The 18,787-nt window shown below is 60.4% G+C and carries 15 protein-coding genes; 4 read left to right on the forward strand and 11 right to left on the reverse strand.

All coding sequences use genetic code 11. The features are described from left to right. The first annotated feature begins 141 nt into the window (after positions 1–141). Positions 142–1,143 (forward strand): hypothetical protein, encoded by a 1,002-nt coding sequence (locus V7714_RS06015; RefSeq protein ID WP_335708912.1) that lies wholly within the window; start codon positions 142–144, stop codon positions 1,141–1,143. 12 nt (positions 1,144–1,155) lie between these two features. On the opposite strand, the gene thpR is transcribed toward V7714_RS06015, so the two are convergent. Beyond that, a complete protein-coding gene (gene thpR, locus V7714_RS06020) occupies positions 1,156–1,689 on the reverse strand; it encodes an RNA 2',3'-cyclic phosphodiesterase (protein ID WP_335708913.1) in 534 nt (177 codons plus the stop codon). Between the two features lie 310 nt (positions 1,690–1,999). Between thpR and rlmD the strand changes: the two genes are divergently transcribed. Beyond that, positions 2,000–3,319 (forward strand): 23S rRNA (uracil(1939)-C(5))-methyltransferase RlmD, encoded by a 1,320-nt coding sequence (gene rlmD / locus V7714_RS06025; protein ID WP_335708914.1) that lies wholly within the window; start codon positions 2,000–2,002, stop codon positions 3,317–3,319. A gap of 63 nt (positions 3,320–3,382) precedes the next feature. Here rlmD and folB read toward each other — a convergent pair whose 3' ends face one another. Next, the gene (gene folB / locus V7714_RS06030) at positions 3,383–3,742 is read right to left on the reverse strand and encodes a dihydroneopterin aldolase (protein WP_335708915.1); all 360 of its coding nucleotides are present in this window, start codon (positions 3,740–3,742) and stop codon (positions 3,383–3,385) included. Positions 3,743–3,839: 97 nt separating this feature from the next. Between folB and plsY the strand changes: the two genes are divergently transcribed. Then, positions 3,840–4,457, forward strand: coding sequence for a glycerol-3-phosphate 1-O-acyltransferase PlsY (gene plsY / locus V7714_RS06035; RefSeq protein ID WP_335708916.1), 618 nt, complete (start codon positions 3,840–3,842; stop codon positions 4,455–4,457). 64 nt (positions 4,458–4,521) lie between these two features. Here the strand turns inward: plsY and V7714_RS06040 are convergent, their stop codons facing one another. The 8 genes from V7714_RS06040 to V7714_RS06075 all read right to left on the reverse strand — a co-directional run bounded on the left by V7714_RS06040 (position 4,522) and on the right by V7714_RS06075 (position 14,680). Then, positions 4,522–5,271, reverse strand: a complete 750-nt coding sequence (locus tag V7714_RS06040; protein WP_335708917.1) for a LytR/AlgR family response regulator transcription factor — start codon at positions 5,269–5,271, stop codon at positions 4,522–4,524. A 337-nt stretch (positions 5,272–5,608) separates the two neighbouring features. Then, positions 5,609–6,913 carry a sensor histidine kinase gene (locus tag V7714_RS06045; protein WP_335708918.1) on the reverse strand — a complete coding sequence of 435 codons (1,305 nt, stop codon included), beginning with the start codon at positions 6,911–6,913 and terminating at the stop codon, positions 5,609–5,611. A 99-nt stretch (positions 6,914–7,012) separates the two neighbouring features. Further along, complete coding sequence (locus V7714_RS06050) at positions 7,013–7,276, reverse strand: (2Fe-2S) ferredoxin domain-containing protein (protein ID WP_335708919.1); 264 nt, start codon at positions 7,274–7,276, stop codon at positions 7,013–7,015. Positions 7,277–7,315: 39 nt separating this feature from the next. Further along, the gene (locus V7714_RS06055; protein WP_335708920.1) at positions 7,316–8,737 is read right to left on the reverse strand and encodes a sensor histidine kinase; all 1,422 of its coding nucleotides are present in this window, start codon (positions 8,735–8,737) and stop codon (positions 7,316–7,318) included. Continuing rightward, positions 8,734–10,164 (reverse strand): histidine kinase, encoded by a 1,431-nt coding sequence (locus tag V7714_RS06060; RefSeq protein WP_335708921.1) that lies wholly within the window; start codon positions 10,162–10,164, stop codon positions 8,734–8,736. The genes V7714_RS06055 and V7714_RS06060 overlap by 4 nt, the downstream gene beginning before the upstream one ends. Positions 10,165–10,841: 677 nt before the next feature. Beyond that, complete coding sequence (locus V7714_RS06065; RefSeq protein ID WP_335708922.1) at positions 10,842–12,185, reverse strand: sensor histidine kinase; 1,344 nt, start codon at positions 12,183–12,185, stop codon at positions 10,842–10,844. A 118-nt stretch (positions 12,186–12,303) separates the two neighbouring features. After that, on the reverse strand, positions 12,304–13,455 hold the full coding sequence (locus V7714_RS06070; RefSeq protein WP_335708923.1) for a YbdK family carboxylate-amine ligase: 1,152 nt from the start codon (positions 13,453–13,455) through the stop codon (positions 12,304–12,306). After that, on the reverse strand, positions 13,442–14,680 hold the full coding sequence (locus V7714_RS06075; RefSeq protein WP_335708924.1) for a cation:proton antiporter: 1,239 nt from the start codon (positions 14,678–14,680) through the stop codon (positions 13,442–13,444). Before V7714_RS06075 ends, V7714_RS06070 begins: the two co-directional genes overlap by 14 nt. Positions 14,681–15,095: 415 nt before the next feature. Between V7714_RS06075 and clpB the strand changes: the two genes are divergently transcribed. Continuing rightward, positions 15,096–17,678 (forward strand): ATP-dependent chaperone ClpB, encoded by a 2,583-nt coding sequence (gene clpB / locus V7714_RS06080; RefSeq protein WP_335708925.1) that lies wholly within the window; start codon positions 15,096–15,098, stop codon positions 17,676–17,678. Positions 17,679–17,764: 86 nt separating this feature from the next. On the opposite strand, the gene V7714_RS06085 is transcribed toward clpB, so the two are convergent. Beyond that, a complete protein-coding gene (locus V7714_RS06085; RefSeq protein WP_335708926.1) occupies positions 17,765–18,787 on the reverse strand; it encodes an AraC family transcriptional regulator ligand-binding domain-containing protein in 1,023 nt (340 codons plus the stop codon).

Genomic DNA, 18,787 nt, shown 5'->3' on the forward strand with positions numbered 1-18,787 from the left:
ATGAGCCTGTGCATCGCAGGCCATGCCCAGATAACAATCGTGCTATCCAACACGCCCGCTACAGTGCGTTGAAATAGTGCCGCGCCAAACCAGTGCGCTATGATCCCCCACCCCGCAGCCACCCGTTCCATAGAGCCTTGCATGACTCCCAACAGCGCCCCCAGTCCTCAGATACCTTCCACCCATCACTGGGCCATCAGCCTGGCCGGGCTTTGCCTGCTCGTGTTGGTGCTATCGGTGATACTGCCATTGGGCAAGGCCGCCAGCCTGGCCTATGCCGTGGGCTATAACCTGCCCTTGGCCTTCGTGCTGTTCACGGTTTTCTACCTGATCTTCGGCCGGCGCCACAGCAATACCAAGGCCGGCATGGCCCTGTTGGCCGTACTGGCCACCGCTGGTCTCGGCAGCCTGGCCGCCCACAGCATCGCCAGCAAGCGACAGGCCGATCGCGCAGCCTTGCAAGTTGCGGTGAGCGAGATCCGTGGCGAGATCAACAATATGAGTGCCGACCTACTGAATGGTCAGGACGGTCTACCCAAGCAGGGCGCACTTATCGATACCAAGCCCAAAGCCACCGGCTCAGCTGGCGAGATGGAGCGTTTCATCAAGACCTTCTTCCGCGATTTGACTGCCTTGCGCAACGATTATCAGCGCGAAATCAGCGATTCAGGCTGGGAGAGCCTGCTCAATGCCAGCCTATTCTCGCAAGACCCTGGCTTCCATCAACGCCGGGCCTTGGTGCACAAGGTTCGCCAGATTGCTAATACCTACCAGGCTCGCAACCATCAAGCCATAAACCACACCCTGGCCAGCATTAGCACACTGAACATGAGCGAAGCAGACAAGGCAGACCTCAAGTCTGGCTTTGAACAGGGCCTAGTCAAGGCACGCAGGAACATAGACAAGCTGTGGGGGCTGGAACACCAGGTCATAGACGAAATGGCGGCAATGGTGGATCTACTGGCCAGCAACCCCCAGGCATGGGAGGTGGAGCAAGGCAATGTGGCGTTCAACAATCAAGCCCTGCTGGATCGCTACAACGCGCATTTCATGCGTGTGCAAGCGATCGTGCAGGAGCAAGAGGCGATGCAGCGCCAAAGTCTGAGCAATGCCAATGCCCAGTTGGGTGGGCTGCAGCCGTAAGCCTGCTTGCCCCTAGGCATCCACCTGATAGCTCTCCAGCACCTGGTATTCCGGCCCCTGCTCTCCCTCTGTCGAGGATGCCACCAGCCGGAATCCCCTGATAGGCCAGACTAGCGGCGCATCATCCGGCCAAGCCGGTGGTGGATGACCATGGCGCAGCATGGTCACATGCGGCTTGAAGGCCTTGCGGTCATACTTCAGGCCCAGCCCATCCAAGGTAGTGCGCAAGTTATCCACAAGCTGCAACAGGGCAGCCGGCGGGTCCGATGGCGCCCACCAGGTGATGCCAGGACGCCAGCGGCCATAGTGATCCAGCCGTAACTCGGCAGGCACCAAGGCTACCTGGGCCAGCGCCGCCATCAGTGCAGGCAGGCGCGCTCTGGGCGTATCTCCCATGAACACCAGGGTCAGGTGCAGGGTGTCTCGCCGCATGCGGCGCCCGCCGCACAAGGCCTGCAGCCTGCCACTGGCAGCATGCAGGGCATCAGCCACAGCCTCGTCTGGCCAAAGCGCCAGGAATAAACGAACGTCGTCAGTTGCAGGCATAGCCCTGATTTTAAAGCCGTAACTGCCCTGGGCGTCGGCAGGCCGCCATACGGCAAGCCGCATGCCATTGACCGCTCATGAAACGACGGACGGCATGACAATGACTTGCAAACAGCATACCGGGGGCTATAACGGATATCAGTCGAACAGACACAATCTCCCTCGAAGGCGGCCTACGCCGCCTGACTCACAGGCCGACACCCAGATAGTGTCGGCCTCGTTTTTTCCGCCGCCCCGGCCAAAGGCAATTTCCCTAAACGACTCAAGCGCTTATAATCGCCGGCTTTTTCCGCTTCCCAGCCCTTACACCATGACCGAACCACGCCGTAATCCCGTCGCCACCATAGAATCCCTGGACTACGACGGCCATGGTGTCGCCCACGTGGATGGCAAGACCATCTTCATCGATGGCGCCCTGCCTTTCGAAGTGGTCGAGTACTCCAGCTACCGCAAAAAACCCACCTTCGAAAATGCCCAGGCCGTAGCCGTGCTGAAGGAAAGCTTTCTGCGTACCACGCCGCAGTGCCAGCACTATGGCGTATGCGGTGGCTGCTCCATGCAGCATGCCGAGGCCAGTGGCCAGGTGGCCGCCAAGCAACGCGTGCTGGAAGAAAACCTCTCGCGTATCGGCGAAGTCAAGCCAGAAACCCTGCTGACGCCTATATACGGCCCCACCTGGGGCTACCGCCACCGTGCCCGCCTGTCGGCCCGCTATGTGGCCAAAAAAGGCACCGTGCTGGTGGGATTCCACGAAAAGCGCTCCAGCTTTATTGCCGACATGAAGTCCTGTGAAATCCTCCCACAGAAGATTTCCGACATGCTGGTGCCGCTGCGCGAATTGGTCATGCAACTCAGCATCCGCGAACGCATGCCGCAGATCGAGCTGGCTGTGGGCGAACATGTAGATGTATTGGTCCTGCGCATCATGGACCCCATCAACACCGGCGACGAAGCCCTGCTACGCAGCTTTGCAGACCAATACCAGGTGCAGTTCTGGCTACAGCCCAAGGGGCCGGACACGGCTTACCCCTTCTACCCACTCGATGCCCCGCAGCTCAGCTACAGTCTGCCCGAGTTCGGTATCGTCATGCCCTACAAGCCCACCGAGTTCACCCAGGTGAACCCGCATATCAACCGTGTACTGGTCGGCCGTGCATTGCGCCTGCTGGATCCACAGCCGGGCGAGCGGATTGCCGATCTATTCTGCGGCCTGGGCAACTTCACCCTGCCTATCGCCCGCCTTGGCGCCCAGGTGCTGGGCATAGAAGGCAGCCAGCAGCTGGTTGAACGCGCCCGCGAAAACGCCATCAAGAACGGCCTGGAAAACCAGACCGAATTCCAGGTCGCCAACCTGTTCGAAATGACCGAAGAAATCATGGCTGGCCTGGGCCACTTCGACCGCATGCTGATCGACCCCCCACGTGACGGCGCCATGGAAGTGTGCAAATCCATCTCGGCCGAACATGGCCCCAAGCGCATCGTCTATGTCAGCTGCAACCCCGCCACCCTGGCGCGCGACGCCAATGTGCTAGTCAACGTCAAGGGCTACACCATGAAAACCGCCGGCGTGGTCAATATGTTTCCCCACACCGGCCACGTCGAATCCATGGCCTGGTTCGAGAAGCAATAAAGCGACACACGCAGGCCAAACAAAAAGCGACCACTCGGTCGCTTTTGTTGTTTTACCACCGCATCAACCGCCTCGGTGACCACGCTCAACCGTGACGCCGACACGGCCCACCTCGTGCAGTATACCTAGCTTGGTGACCGACACCCGCACCCAGGGTGTACCGAATTCGCCCATCACGTCCTGGGCAATGTGCTCAGCCAAGCGCTCCAGCAGCAGGAAGTGCTGCTCGGCCAATACACCCCGCAGGCGCTCCACCACCTTGGCATAGTCTATGGTATCGGCCAGTTCATCGGTCTGGCAGGCGCGGGCGCTGGGTATGCCCAGCTCCAGGTCTATCTCCACCACCTGGGGTGCTACGCGCTCCCAATCGTAGACGCCAATCAGCGTCCTGGCCTTCACACCGTGCAGGTAAATAATGTCCATATCGTGTCCCAGTGCATGCTCCAGCGCTTGCTCGCTATCGCTGAATGCCGCAACCGGCTTAGAATCCGAGGCTGCCCATTGTAGTGGAATTCTGTAGATGCCGCCCTACGCCTTGCCGCTTGCCTTTGTGATCGCCGCCTACCTGGTCGGCTCGCTGTCTTTTGCCGTCATCGTCAGCCGTGCGATGAAGATGGCAGACCCGCGCTCTTACGGCTCGGGCAACCCCGGTGCCACCAATGTGCTGCGTTCAGGCAAAAAGCTGGCCGCCGTGCTCACCTTGCTGGGCGATACGCTCAAAGCCGTGGTGGTGGTACTGGCCGCCAAGCTGGCCGACCTTCCCGACCCCTGGCTGGCTGCGGTGGCAGTGGCCGTCACCGTAGGCCATATGTGGCCGGTGTTCTTCCGCTTTCTGGGTGGCAAAGGCGTCGCCACAGCGGCCGGCGTACTGCTGACGCTGGATTGGCGCCTGGGCCTCGCCACTCTGGCTGTCTGGCTGGTCATGGCTGCAGCCACCCGTATCTCGTCACTGGCCGCCATTGTGGCCGCCGTCGCGGCGCCCATAGCCTGCCATCTGCTACTGCCTGGCCGGCCCGCATTATTCGGCGCGGTCTTGCTGATTGCCGCATTGCTGATACAGCGCCACAAGCGCAACCTGCTCAATCTCCTGGCCGGCACCGAAGGCAAGATAGGCGAGAAAGCCAAAGCAGAAGAATAATTGTCTGGCGGGTGCTAGCCACAAGGCTGGGCGGCACCCGATGCACGACTCACCTACCTGACGCTCAATCCCTAAACAGATGGGTAAAAGCGCGGCTGACCGGCAGCTTTTCGCTGCACCCCTTCACCAGCACCTGCATACGCTCGGCATCAATGCGCTCAGCGGCGGCAATCGCATTGACATTGACCATGGTGCCTCGGTGTATCTGCCAGAACTTTTCCTGGTCCAACCCCGCCAGCAAATCCTTCAGCGGGGTCCGTATCAGCGCCTCGGAGTCCGCCAGCACAACGCGGGTGTACTTGGTATCCGACTGAAAAAACAGCACGTCTTCCACATTGATCAGCTTGATCTGCTTGCCCACCGTGGCCTTGATCCACTTGAGCTTCTCAGCAGATTGCTGCGGCACCACCGATTTCAGTTTGCTCAAAATCTCGGCCAAGTCGGCCGGCTGGGCGGCCAGCTTGGTCTTGATGCGTTCAATCGCCTTGGCCAACCTATCCACTTCGACCGGTTTGAGCAGGTAATCCACTGCGCCAGCCTCAAACGCCTCCACCGCGTACTGATCGTATGCCGTCACAAACACTACATGGGCGCCACCCGCTATACGCTCGGCCACTTCCAGCCCAGATAACCCAGGCATGCGGATATCGAGGAAAACCACATCAGGCTCGTATTCCAGGTAGCCATCCCAGGCGTCATTACCATTCTCGGCTACGGCTACCAGCTCAGCCTCAGGCCAAGTCTTTTGCAACAAGCCTTCCAGGCGCTCGCGCATCAGCGGTTCGTCTTCGGCGATCAGGATACGTGTACTCATTATTCTCTCTGCTTCAAAGTGTTATTGCCTAACTGGCGAAGCCACATCGCACCAAGGTAGCCACAGCCGCAAAGGCATCAATCCAACCCGATGGGAGCGTATCAAACCCACAGCCGGCGCCGTAGCGCCAGTTGGGTTTCTTCTTCTCGGTGTTGCAGCGGCGCTAAGAGCCTGTTCAAAGTCTTTTCGCCGCGTCGTTCGCAACCTTGCCGGATGAAGGGCAAGGCGCAAGCCACGCAGCGGTACGGGTACCGTCAGCGGCTTGCAACGCCGCCATTCGCCGGCAAGGCTGCGAACCCGGAGGGCCGGCGCGCGGCGAAAAGGCTTTGAACAGGCTCTAAGGCTTGGCGCCATCAATCAGCGGCAAACGCAACTCAGCCAGCGCGCCCTCCTCCTGCGCCAGCAGGGTCAGGCCGGCACGCTCACCAAAGCCCAGTTGCAGTCGCTCTCGGATATTGGCCAACCCTACACCGCCTTCCAGTATGGGCGGCAAGCCCACACCGGTATCACGCACCTGCAGGCAAAGTTGCCCCCCCTCCACGCTGGCACTCACCGTAATGCTGCCACCCCGTAGCGCAGGCTCAATACCATGCTTGATCGCGTTTTCCACCAGAGTCAGCAGCATCATGCTGGGTATGGTCTGGCTGGCGAGATCCGGCGGCAGTTCCAATGCATAGCGCAAGCGGCTACCAAGCCTGGCCTGCATGATGCGCAGATAGGCCTCCACCAGGGTAAAGTCCTGGCCCAACGTCACCACGCCATTGCGCAGCTGCGCCAGGCTGCTGCGCAGGAACTGGATCAGGCTGGCGGTCAGGTTGGCAGCGCGCGGGGCACCATCCTCTGCCAGCTGTTGCACTGCCCCCAGGGTATTGAACAAGAAGTGAGGCTCTATCTGCGCCTGCAGCAGCCTCAGCTGCGCCTCGCTCAACTGCCTGGCCAGCCGCTCGGCATCGGCTTCGGCGGTCAGCCTACTGCGTAGCTCCTCGATCTCCTTGTTGCGCCAGTGCGAAACCACCACGGTCAGTATCGCCGCAATGCCTATACCCAACCCCATCACCAGCAAGGCCGCCAGCCCCAGCAGCAAGCCCTGCAGCATTTCTGCCAATGACTGCAAAGGCGAGGCAGGTGCACGCAATAGCACGCTAAAGACGCCCAACAGGATAATCAACAGCATGGGCAGCAGGGTACCCCAGACCGCCAGCTTGAGATAACCACGCAACCCGTTCAGATATTTCCGATAGCCGTACCAGACATCCAGTACCGCCCAGAACACCAACAGCCACGTACCGATGACCCAAGGCCAGAACGAGAATGGCAGCGGCTGTCGGATGAGCTTGGTGCTGATATGCCAGCTATCATCGGGCAGGCGTTGCAGCACCATCTGGCTGTCGAACGCACAGACAAGAAAGGCCATCACCAGGATCAAGACAGACAGCACGCCACCTATCAACCAGGCTTTAGGGGATCTGACCAGACCGTCCACTTCATCCAACTGTTGCTGACTAAGCTGGGACTGCGAACCGATCAGCCAGGCGTTGAATCGATCGCCCTGCTGAAAGGTGCGTGCCAGCCAGCCATGCGCAATAGGCAGGGTTTCAGCAGCGGCTGCCTGGGTTTCAATGATGTGGGTGTTCTCAAGCATGCCGGTTTGCCCTTGGGGAGTCATGGCAGATTAATGCGGACAGCTGCCAGCGCCCAGCGCAAGGAGACAAACGACGAGATTGGCGGCATCAACAACGAACTAGGTTTCCGGTTCGTCCAGCGCCGACTGCAAGATATCGGGCAGCATCGCCTCGCTGACATGATGGAACATCTCACCCGCCACCACCTTCATGTTCGGCCCTAACTCGCACAGCCCCAGGCAGGGAAAGCGATGCACCTTCACCGGCGCCTGCCTGTCCGCGATCAAGCGCTCCAGCGCACAAGCCAGGGCATCACTGCCCCGGCCGCCACAGGAAGGGTTGCCAGCATAGCGATGCTTGATACAGACCATAATGGTTTTCATGGGCCGATTGTAGGTCCATCCCGTGCCGTGGTGGCTATCTCAAACCCTGCCAGCGTCCAACGGCAACCGTAGACGTGCCACAAACCCCTGCGGCTCGTTTTCCTCAAGCTCCAGCCGTGCCGCGCTGCCATAACGGAGCTTTAAGCGGGTACGGATATTGTCCAACCCCACGCCGGTGCCCGGTATGTCACTGACACCTCGGCCGGTGTCGGCAACGGTCAGCAGCATGCAGCCGCCATCCACACAACCGGTTACCACCACCTCGCCACCGGGTGCGTAAGGCTCCAGGCCGTGCTTCAGCGCATTCTCGACCAGGGTCAGCAGCATCATGCTGGGCACCGCCTGATTGCCCAGCTCGGCAGGCAGCTCCACCCGATAGCGCAAACGCTCCCCCATACGGGCCTGCATGACCGCTAGGTAGGATTCGATCAGGGCAAAGTCATCCTTGAGCGTGGTGTGCTCGGCCCGCAGCGTTGCCATGCTGCCGCGCAAAAAGCGGATCAGGTCAGCAGCCAGGGCAGCCGCTTCGGGGGCCTTGCCTTCTGCCCGGTGCTGCAGCGCCCCCAGGGTATTGAAGAGAAAATGCGGCTCTATCTGCGCCTGCAGCAACTTGAGCTCGGCCTCCGCCTTCTCGGCCTGATGGCGTAGCTCATTGGTTTCGACTGCGTATTCCATGTTGCGCATCGATGAAACCAGCGCGACCACCGATACAAACAGCAAAAGCAGCAGAAAGGAAGCGCCGCCGGAGGCCATCAGCACGACGCCTAGCTGCGAAAAATCCCGTTTACCGTCAACGAGCAGCAGCATGGCCCATAGCAAGATGGTAACCAGCACCATGACCAGCAGCATGATGCCTGCGAAATACCATAGCCTGCCCGCATACTTCCGGTAGCCCACCCACAGATCCAGCACCATCCAGCCTGTCAACACGCCCATCACCAAGCCCGCCACACCTAAATAGGGAGAGGGTGAATGCCAGGTGGCGGCGACCTGGAATCGGGTCACCTCTATCCCGGACAGCAGAACAGCCACGATACTGAAACCCAGTAGCCATGCGCCGATCAGCAGGCGTCCACGGCCCGTGGTGAACAGTTTGTCCAACCTGTCGACATCACGTTGCTGGATATGCTGTTCGGATTTGTACCACCATGCGCTGTAGCGCTCACTGGCCAAGAAAAGGCGCCCAAAGCGAGTGGCAGAGCGAGGGCCTACATCGTTTCCGCCTAGCCCTTGCTGCTTGGCCCATACCGGTTTGACCAGGATGAAAAAACCTGCCAACACAGCGAACTTGATACCTAGCACCAGCAGTTCCATGACACCTTTAGGCAAACCCGCAGCGACAAAGGCCTTCTTGGCCAGTATGCCCAGTACCGCCTGCAGCACCACCATCACCACAACCAGGGCAATCATGCGTGGCCGCGTCGCCACCACATACTGTCTCAGCATCAGGAAGGGATTCATGCCCATACCCCTTCCGGCTGGTTGACCATGGGTAGCGTGATGCGCGCCACAAAGCCTTGCGGCTGGTTTTCTTCAAGCTCAAGGCAGGCGGCGCTGCCATAGCGCAATTTCAGGCGGGTGCGGATATTGTCCAGGCCCACACCCGTACCGGGGATATCGCTGACGCCAGCTCCCGTGTCCACGACACACAGGGTCAGCTTCGTGCCGTCGCTGCAGGCTTGCACCAACACCTCACCACCGTCTGGGCATGGTTCGATACCATGTTTGATCGCGTTCTCCGCCAGAGTCAGCAGCATCATGCTGGGCAAGGCTTGCCCCGCCAGGCTGAACGGCAGGTCCAGCCGGTAGCGCAAGCGCGCACCCAGCCTCGCCTGCATCACGCCCAGGTAAGCCTCCACCAGGCCAAACTCCTCCTGCAGTGTGGTTTGCTCGGCCCGTAAGGTTTGCATGCTGCCACGCAGAAAGCGCACCAGATCAGCTGCCAGTGCTGCCGCCTCTGGCGCCTTGCCTTCAGCCCGCTGCTGCAAGGCCCCCAGGGTGTTGAACAGGAAGTGCGGTTCTATCTGTGCCTGCAGCAGTTTCAGCTGCGCCTCCGCCAGCTCGCGCCCTGTACGCTCGCGCAAGGCCTCGGCCTCCCACTTGCTGATCAGCAGCTGGTCGTCACGGTTACGGAGGCGCGCCGATGCGGATATACCAATTACTCCAGCCGCCGCTAGCAAAAGCAGGAAATAGGCGGTGTGCACCTGTAGCTTGGGCTTCTCGTTGCGAACTTCCGCTTGCTTGGCGATCCCATTGATCGGGTGCTTCGCCAACACCCGCCCAGTGAAAGCACTGACAACGCCCGCACTGAACGTGGCCATGAATATCAACACCACAAACAGCACGATACTGAACAGGTGGCGCCACCCCTCGAAGCGCCGGTAGGCTAGCCAGGCACCGTATGCCACCGCCATCCATAGCGCAAGCAGAAGGATGGTAAAGAACCAGTAACCGTTTCTGTGCCGCCTGATCCAGGCATGCTCCGCCACACCCAGGTCTTCACCAGGCATGTTCATCACGACATCTGCCGCCAGCAGGAACGACGAAATCACATGCGCGCCACCCAGCAGCACACCTAGCCAACCTATCGCTTTGGCCGCGATGAACCAGCGGCGGCGCCAACGATGGTCCTGCGACAGTCCACTCCAGGCCGGGTGCAGCAGGCGGGCCCACAGCAGCCACGCCACCACCGCCATGGCCAGGCTGATGCCGAGGCTGACGCCGGAATGGGTGTCAAACCAGATCTCCCAGTGTTCCGGTAATGTGCGTATCAGCAAATCGGTCAACAGCAGGATCGCCAAGCCATACCCCAGCCACATCATGCCGGGTGCCCTCGCTGGTACGGGCTTGGCTGGACTACCTGATACTAGTGCCATGGTGCTGGGCATCTGCGCGCTCCCCTCTCGTCTTGTTGGTGGCGTAACCATATTGTTGATACCGCTGCGGCGCAGCCCATAGGCGACCAAATACGGAATCGCGCGGACCAGTGACGATAAGCATCGCCGCAGTCATCGCGCCGTAATGGGACTGCCGGACACCTCAGCCTCAGAGAGCCTGTTCACGATCTTTTCGCCTCGGCGTTCCGGGCAGTGCCGGGTAGCGGACAAGGCACAAGCCGCGCCGCGGTACGGGTTCCGGTACCGTAAGCGGCTTGTAACGCCGGTCGCTGCCGCGGCGGTCGCTACCGGCAATACCCGGAACCCGTACGGGAGCCCGTACGGGAGCCCGTAGGGCTGGACCGGAAAAGGGCCATGTACTACTTTGGACTCCTTGGTAATAACCCGTTATTGCCTGCGTCGTCCGCCTTGTCCCTGACCCTTTTCCGGTCCAGCGCCGAGGCGAAAAGATCGTGAACAGGCTCTGAGCAAGACAAGGCGCGAGTGAAAACGATGAGGCGGCATAGCAGAGTTAGGTAAGACGAATGTTTTGCGCGTAGCGCAGTACTGCGACGGCAGCCACATTGCTTGAGCATTCAACTAATGCAAAAGGCGCATTGCTCCAAGGAAGCAATGCGCCTTTGCGCAGCCACTGCAGTATAAAACCGGCTACCCGTATCAGGTAGCCCTTACGGAGTCTGAGCCAGCGGCAAGACCAAGCGTGCAACAAAACCCTGCGGCTCGTTTTCTTCCAGCAGCAACTTTGCGGTATCACCGTATCGCAACTGGAGGCGGCTACGAATATTGGCCAAGCCTACGCCACTACCCGGGATATCACTCACCCCCCGCCCGGTATCCGCCACACTGACTACCAGGTTGGCGCCTTCCCGTGCAGCGCTCAACACAATATCTCCCCCTGGTGGATAGGGCTCTATGCCGTGTTTGATCGCGTTTTCCACCAACGTCAGAAGTACCATACTGGGAAGCGGCTCGCCGTACAGTTCAGCGGGCAAATCCATGTGAAACCGCAGGCGCTCGCCCATACGGGCTTGCATAACCCCCAGATAAGCTTCAGCCAGGGCAAAGTCGTCCTTTAGCGTGGTTTGTTCGGCCCGAAGCGTATCCATGCTACCCCGCAAGAATCGTATGAGGTCCGCGGCCAAGGCCGCAGCCTCCGGAGCCTTCCCCTCTGCACGATGCTGCAATGCGCCCAGTGTATTGAACAAGAAGTGAGGTTCTATCTGTGCTTGCAACAGCTTCAGCCTAGCCTCGGCCAGTTCGCGAGCAACGCGCTCACGCTGGTTTTCCGACTCCAGCCTGGAGATTTCGAATTGCTCATCCCTATTGCTCAAACGCGCTGCTGTTGCCAAAGCGATGGCCGCAGCAACAGCAAACATCAGAAAGTACATGAACGCCCTGATCTCAGAAGAACTCGATAAGGTCGCAGGTAGCGAGTTCGTTAGTGCTTTGCTCGGCGCTTGGACATGCTCTTTGGTCTGGCGTCCACCGCTGTAGCCAGCTTTGAATCCGTCCACGAACTCAAGTACTGCGCTTGCATTCAGACCCTGCACCAGAACAAGCATGGAGATGACCATAGCCGCCACGAGCAGCCCTCGCCAACGCTCAAACCGACGAAATCCCTTCCAGAACAAGTAGCCCGCAACAGCCATTGCCAAGATCAGCGCAGTAGACTTAAGCAAATATTCAGGCATTTCACTCAGGCCACTCCGCTGCGTGCCAGACGCGATTTGATCGGAAGCCTGCCACAACACTGCCGTCAGCAAGGACAACCAGAACGCCGCGTAAAGCATGGCACCCGCTTTGGCCCAGCCCAGCAGTAGCCTGCGTAAGCGATTGTCCTGCGGCAATGCGAGGCAACGTCGCCTGCCCCATACAAGCGCAATCGCCAGCAGCAGCGCTGCCATGCCACCAACGACTGGCGACATAAGCACCATTTGCAGAAGCAACAGACCGTAGCTGACACGCACCCACCAATTTGGGCGCGTATCTGTGTGGCAGTAGGTAACAGGCATGAAGCAGCTCTCAGTGGGTTTTCTATGCACCACGTACCCTACCAGCATGGTCTCCCGCTGGCGTGCTGAAAGAGACAAAACACCTATCGAGAGCGATAAGTGACGAGATGCTGCCGTGTCATTGAAGTGATACCTCCCGTCCCGCCCAGCGTTCTACCTGCCTGAGCATCACATGGCTAAGTGAGCACTCCCGCCCTGCCACACTCCGCAACCAGGCAGCATCGTTATCCATACGCAGTACCTGCCCCAGCAATTCGCTGATGGCGGCTTCGCTGTGCAGGTCGGCCGCCACCGGCATCAGCCTGGTCAGGGTGTCGATCAGGTCTTCGTGCAGGGCACGCTGGCTACGTGTGGCCACATCGATAAACTGGGCAGAGAGCCCAAAGCGGCATGCCTGAAAGCGATTGTAGCTATAGGCCATCCCCAGGTCTGGATGTGGCGCACGGCGGGTTTCCTGCCGTAACCAGGCCACCAGCGCCTGGGCAAAGGCGGCCAGGCGGGCAGCTTGGCGGGGCGCAAGCGGTGTATCGCAGACCCTGACCTCGATGGTGCCGTAGTTGGGCTTGGGCCTGATGTCCCAGTAAAAGTCCTTCATGCTCTGCACCACGCCATACTCAACCATGCGGGTGAAGTAGTCACAGAATTCCCGCCAGCTGTAAACCGGCGGCATGGTGCCCGAGAGTGGAAAAGCATTGACCGCCGACAACCTGGCACTGTCAAAGGCGGTATCTACGCCCTGGTAGTAAGGCGAGCTGGCTGACAAGGCAATGAAGTGAGGCACATAGCGTGAGACCAGCCGGGTCATCCTGACGGCCTCATCACCATCTCGGCAGGCGATATGGATGTGCTGTCCAAACACGGTGAACTGTTTGGCCAGATAGCCATACATCTCCGATAGCGCGAGGTAGCGCTCCTTGGGATAGATGCGCTGTTCGTGCCAGCGCTGGAACGGGTGGGTACCGCCACCTGCCAGCGCCAGGTGCAGTCTATCCCCGGCCGCCACCATATGGTCGCGTAGCGTCTCCAGCTCGGCCACCAGCGAACTGTAATCATGATGCACCGAGGAATTGAGCTCTATCATGCCCTCGGTAATCTCCGGCACGACATTGCCGGGATGATCCTGCCGGGCCAGTTGGGCCAGCAGATCAGTAGCGCCCCGGGTGAGGTTGTAATCGTGCCGCGAGAGTATCTGCAGCTCCAGCTCCACCCCCATGGTCAATGCTTCACTCCCCTGGAAGCGCAGCATTTCGTCCAGTTCAGGATTTGACATGATGGCGCCCCTCCTCGGCTATCTCGCCCGCCTGCTTCAAGGCCCAACGGGTGGAAATCGGCCCCAGCAACTCCATGACCATCAAGGCCGCCACCGCAATACCGGCGGCCTGCGGGTCCAGCTCCGGCAGTGTTGTGACCGACGCATGCACCGTGAGCAGGCCCAGGCTGGACATGGGAATCAGCACAACGCCCAACCAGCCCCCCTGGGCATGCCGCAAACCACAGAACGGCGCGATCAGATACGGTATGGCCACCCTTGCCAGCGTGCGTACCAGCAGGAACAGCAAGGCCCATACCGCCACGCCTTGCCAGGCCGAAGGATTAAGGCTGGCACCCAGTTGTACGAACAACACGCAGACAAACAGGCTGCGCAGTGGGTCGAGCTGCATGCCCAGCACCGCCTCGCCCGATTCGATATGACGGCACCCGAAGCCCAGCGCCAGCACGGCCAGCAAGGGTGAAAACGCCAGCGCCTTGGCCGTCCCAAGCACCGCCACGACAGCACCGAACAGAAACAAGGTCGGTAACACATCATGCGGGCCATGCGCCCTTAGCCAGTGCAGGAAACGGCAGGTCAACCAGGCTGCCAGCAGCCCCAGAGCCAAGCCGCCCAATAGTTCACGCATAGGCCCGATCAGCGCCTGTTGCCAGCCCCCTGTCTGGGTAAGATGGGCCAGGGCAACCAGTAGTACCGCCGCCACCAGGGCCAGCATATTATTGGCGGCAGCAAATACCTGCGCCCAATCGCTGACGCGGCCTTCAGCACGTGATTCGCGTAATACCGGCAACAGTATCAAGGGAGAGGTGGTGATGGCGATGATCGCCAGCAGGCCGGCCGCCAGTGGCTGTAGTCCCATACCCCAGAGCAGCAGATAGACGGCAAAGAATACCGCCAGGCTTTCCAGCAGGATCAGCATGACCAGACGGGGCTCGCCCCTGAGCCAGCGCCAGTCCAGATGCCGCCCCAACTCGAACAGCAGGATGCCGATGGCGATATCGGAGAACAGGCTCAACTGAGCCAGGTTTTCGCCATCCAGCAGCCCAAGCACATAGGGGCCCATCAACAGGCCCGTCAACAAATAGCCGGTAATCGCCGGCAGATGCGGCAACAGGCGATGCAGCCACTCGGATAACAGAATGGCCGATACCAGGCAAAGTCCGATCACCACCAGATGGTTGTCCTGCAATAGCAGGACGGTCTGGGCAAACAGGGTGTAGTCCATGGCTATCCTCCCCGATTGGACGCTTGCCCTGCCCGTTACCAGCAAGTGTCATTCAGTGCCGCCAACCGTTCTCCGCTATGCATTGCTGGTGCGACCTGGCATGCAGGCCTGCCCAAGCGAGGTGGGTCAGTGACATCGGCTGCGACTGCCCGGCCATTGCGGACACATCGCGCATCGTGGTTCAGCTTGTTGTATCGGTGCCAGGCACCGACTTCCCTGGCAACGTACAGCCGGGCTGTGGCGCTGCTTCGCCAGCCTGCCGTGGGTACGCTAACAGGGTAGTCAGCCAGAGGGCGGCGCAAGTTCCCGGCAATTTTGACCAAGATCAAACCTATCGCCCGAATACGCAGCTTGTGCTTGAAAACGGTGCAGACTTGCCCCAACTAAGGAGTATTGAACAACGGGAGCCATCATCATGCGCTACGACAAACTGACCACCAAATTCCAGCAAGCCCTGGCCGACGCCCAGAGCCTGGCCCTGGCCAACGACAATGGCTATATCGAGCCCCAGCACACCCTGCTGGCCCTGCTTTACGACGCCGAATCAGGCGCGGGTTCCTTGCTGGCGCGCGCAGGCGTCAATATCAACCCCTTGCGCACCGGGCTGGAGGGCGCCATCAAGCGCCTGCCACAGGTCAGTGGTACGGGCGGCGAGATCACGGTTTCCAAAGAGCTGGCCAATCTGCTGAACCTGACAGACAAGGCCGCGACCAAGCGTGGCGACCAGTTCATCTCTTCCGACTTGTTCCTGCTGGCCCTGACCGAGGACAAAGGCGAAACCGGCCGCCTGCTCAAGGACAACGGCGGCAAGAAGGAGGCCATCACGGCCGCCGTGGATGCTGTGCGTGGTGGTGAGGCCGTCAACAGTGCCGATGCCGAGCAAAAACGCGAGGCCCTCAGCAAATACACCCTGGATCTGACCGAGCGAGCCCGCCAGGGCAAGCTGGACCCGGTGATAGGCCGTGATGATGAAATACGCCGGGCCATCCAGGTACTGCAACGCCGCACCAAGAACAACCCGGTGCTGATAGGCGAGCCCGGCGTGGGCAAGACCGCCATCGTCGAAGGCCTGGCCCAGCGCATCATCAATGGCGAAGTACCTGAATCGCTCAAGCACAAGAAGCTGCTGGTACTCGACTTGGCCTCCTTGCTGGCGGGCGCCAAATATCGGGGTGAATTCGAAGAGCGCCTCAAGGCCGTGCTCAATGAGTTGGCCAAGGATGAAGGCAATACCATCATCTTTATCGACGAGATCCACACCCTGGTCGGCGCTGGCAAGGCAGAAGGCGCCATGGATGCCGGCAATATGCTCAAGCCAGCCCTGGCCCGTGGTGAACTGCATTGCCTGGGTGCCACCACCCTCGACGAGTACCGCAAGTACATCGAGAAGGATGCCGCGCTGGAACGTCGCTTCCAGAAGGTGCTGGTGGACGAGCCCAGTGTGGAAGCCACCATCGCCATCCTGCGTGGCCTGCAGGAGAAATACGAGATACACCACGGCGTGGAGATTACCGACCCGGCCATCGTGGCCGCTGCCGAGTTGTCGCATCGCTATATCACCGACCGCTTCCTGCCGGACAAGGCCATAGACCTGATAGACGAAGCCGCCTCGCGCATCAAAATGGAGATCGACTCCAAGCCCGAGGTCATGGACAAGTTGGAGCGGCGCACCATACAGCTCAAGATCGAGCGCGAAGCCATCCGCCGCGAGAAGGATGAGGCCTCCATTCGCCGTATGGGCTTGATTGAAGAAGAAATCGGCCGGTTGGAGAAGGAATACTCCGACCTGGAAGAGATATGGAAAGTTGAGAAAGCTGCGGTACTGGGCTCCCAGGCCATCCGCGAGGAAATCGAACAGCTCAAGCAGCAGATGGAAGAAGCGCGGCGCCGTGGCGACTGGCAAAAGATGAGCGAGCTGCAATACGGCAAGCTGCCCGAGCTGGAGGCCAAGCTGCATGTTGCCGAGGCCGCCGAGAGCGGTCCCACCCAGAACAAGCTGCTGCGCACCCAGGTAGGTGCCGAGGAGATCGCCGAGGTAGTCAGCCGCGCCACCGGCATACCCGTCAGCAAGATGATGTCAGGCGAGCGCGACAAGCTGCTCAAGATGGAAGAAGCCCTGCACCAGCGCCTGGTAGGCCAGAACGAAGCCGTCACCCTGGTGGCGGACGCTATCCGCCGCTCCCGCTCCGGCCTGGCCGACCCCAACAAGCCCTATGGCAGCTTTTTGTTCCTGGGCCCGACCGGCGTGGGTAAGACCGAGCTGTGCAAGGCCCTGGCCAGTTTTCTGTTCGATACCGAGGAACACATCATCCGGGTGGATATGAGCGAGTTCATGGAGAAGCACTCAGTCAGCCGTTTGATTGGCGCCCCTCCCGGCTATGTAGGCTATGAAGAAGGCGGCTATCTGACTGAAGCCGTGCGGCGCAAGCCCTATAGCGTCATCCTGCTGGACGAGGTGGAGAAAGCCCACCCTGATGTGTTCAACGTGCTGCTGCAGGTGCTGGACGATGGTCGCCTGACCGATGGCCAGGGCCGCACCGTGGATTTCAAGAACACCGTGATCGTGATGACCAGCAACCTGGGCTCGCAGCATATCCAGGCCATGGCCACCGACGACTACCAATTGGTCAAGCTGGCCGTCATGGGCGAGGTCAAGGGCCATTTCCGTCCCGAGTTCCTCAACCGCATAGACGAAGTCGTGGTATTCCACGCGCTGGGCGAGGATCAGATTGCCGGTATCGCCCGCATCCAGCTGCAGCGCCTGCAGGCAAGGCTGGCAGCCATGGACATGGGCCTGACTGTCACCGACGCGGCACTACGCCACATCGCCACCGCAGGTTTCGATCCGGTCTACGGCGCGCGCCCCTTGAAGCGCGCCATCCAGAGCGAAATCGAGAACCCACTGGCCAAGGCCATACTGGGCGGCGCCTTCAGCGCCAAGCAAACGGTGGTGGTGGATTATGTGGACGGTAACTTGCGCTTCAGCCAGGCGGTCTAGGCTGCGTGTACCGGTGCCTCGCAGGCAAATCCGCTGCGAGGCGCCGGTAGGCCAACCCTTTCAGAAGTGCCAAGCCAGGCCAGCCACTAGGGCGCCTCAGCCAACGAGAAGGGCAGGCTCGCCGCCATGCCTGTCCACCGCTTGAACGAACGGCGAAAATTGCGGGCATCGTGAAAGCCAAAATACTGTGCGAGCGCCTCCTGACCATAGCCATGGTACTGCATCAGGCGCAGTGATTCATGCGTCCGCACCAGGTCCAGCAAGGCTTGGAAGTGCGTGCCATGCTTGGCCAGGTGGCGCTTGAGGGTCGCCGGGCTGGTGGCCAGCAGGGTGGCAGCCTCTTCCAGTGTCGGTGGGGTGCCTATCTTTGCGCGCAGGTGGTCGTACAGTACTTGCACCAGGCTGTACTGTGGCCTGCCCTGCTTGAGCAGTTGCTGCTTCAGCATGGCATAGGCCGCAGGATTGCTACGGGGCCAGGGCTGATGCAGCCACTGGCTATCCAGCACCATGGCATCCAGCTGGCAGCCAAACTGCAGGTGGCTACCCAGATGCACCTGATGCTGCGCCAGGTTGCGTGGTGGCGTGCGATTGAAGCAGTAGCGCCAGGGCAATGGCTTGTCGGCCAGCCAGCGGCACAGGGCACTCACGGCCGTCATGTGCAGCTCGACCAAAAACGGCATCAAGGCCCCCGCCCCCACGCTGTCGGTCCAGTACAGCAGCAGTTCCTTGCCTTCCACCTGTAACCTGGGCCCCAGTAGCGGGCATAGCTGATCCTGGTGGGTCATCAGCAAGGACAAGGCCTCAGCCAGATTCGGCGCTTGCAACAAGGCCAGGCTGATGTTGCCGTAGTGGCCAGGTAGCCATTGCTGCCCCAGTTCGAACGCCACATCGCGTTGCCCGTCCTGCTTGGCCAGATTGCCCAGCATGGTCAATAACTGCGCTGGGCTGACCGCTGCCCGCCCCTCGCTCAAGGCCAACGCCTCCAGTCCCGTACCGCGCAGCAGCATATCGCTTGCCATATCGCGCCGCGCCGCCAGCGACAACAGCAGGGCGGGCTGATGCATAGCAGGCAGCAGCGGCGTATCGCGGCTATAGCAATCGGCCAGCAT

Origin of the sequence: Chitinimonas sp. JJ19 (assembly GCF_036961565.1) — a bacterium.
Taxonomy (GTDB): Bacteria; Pseudomonadota; Gammaproteobacteria; order Burkholderiales; family Chitinimonadaceae; genus Chitinimonas.

Excerpts from the sequence above, each read along its gene's own strand:
- V7714_RS06015 (WP_335708912.1), top strand. The coding sequence starts at position 142 with ATGACTCCCAACAGCGCCCCCAGTCCTCAGATACCTTCCACCCATCAC.
- thpR (WP_335708913.1), bottom strand. The coding sequence starts at position 1,689 with ATGCCTGCAACTGACGACGTTCGTTTATTCCTGGCGCTTTGGCCAGAC.
- rlmD (WP_335708914.1), top strand. The coding sequence starts at position 2,000 with ATGACCGAACCACGCCGTAATCCCGTCGCCACCATAGAATCCCTGGAC.
- folB (WP_335708915.1), bottom strand. The coding sequence starts at position 3,742 with ATGGACATTATTTACCTGCACGGTGTGAAGGCCAGGACGCTGATTGGC.
- plsY (WP_335708916.1), top strand. The coding sequence starts at position 3,840 with ATGCCGCCCTACGCCTTGCCGCTTGCCTTTGTGATCGCCGCCTACCTG.
- V7714_RS06040 (WP_335708917.1), bottom strand. The coding sequence starts at position 5,271 with ATGAGTACACGTATCCTGATCGCCGAAGACGAACCGCTGATGCGCGAG.
- V7714_RS06045 (WP_335708918.1), bottom strand. The coding sequence starts at position 6,913 with ATGCTTGAGAACACCCACATCATTGAAACCCAGGCAGCCGCTGCTGAA.
- V7714_RS06050 (WP_335708919.1), bottom strand. The coding sequence starts at position 7,276 with ATGAAAACCATTATGGTCTGTATCAAGCATCGCTATGCTGGCAACCCT.
- V7714_RS06055 (WP_335708920.1), bottom strand. The coding sequence starts at position 8,737 with ATGAATCCCTTCCTGATGCTGAGACAGTATGTGGTGGCGACGCGGCCA.
- V7714_RS06060 (WP_335708921.1), bottom strand. The coding sequence starts at position 10,164 with ATGCCCAGCACCATGGCACTAGTATCAGGTAGTCCAGCCAAGCCCGTA.
- V7714_RS06065 (WP_335708922.1), bottom strand. The coding sequence starts at position 12,185 with ATGCCTGTTACCTACTGCCACACAGATACGCGCCCAAATTGGTGGGTG.
- V7714_RS06070 (WP_335708923.1), bottom strand. The coding sequence starts at position 13,455 with ATGTCAAATCCTGAACTGGACGAAATGCTGCGCTTCCAGGGGAGTGAA.
- V7714_RS06075 (WP_335708924.1), bottom strand. The coding sequence starts at position 14,680 with ATGGACTACACCCTGTTTGCCCAGACCGTCCTGCTATTGCAGGACAAC.
- clpB (WP_335708925.1), top strand. The coding sequence starts at position 15,096 with ATGCGCTACGACAAACTGACCACCAAATTCCAGCAAGCCCTGGCCGAC.
- V7714_RS06085 (WP_335708926.1), bottom strand. The coding sequence starts at position 18,787 with ATGCTGGCCGATTGCTATAGCCGCGATACGCCGCTGCTGCCTGCTATG.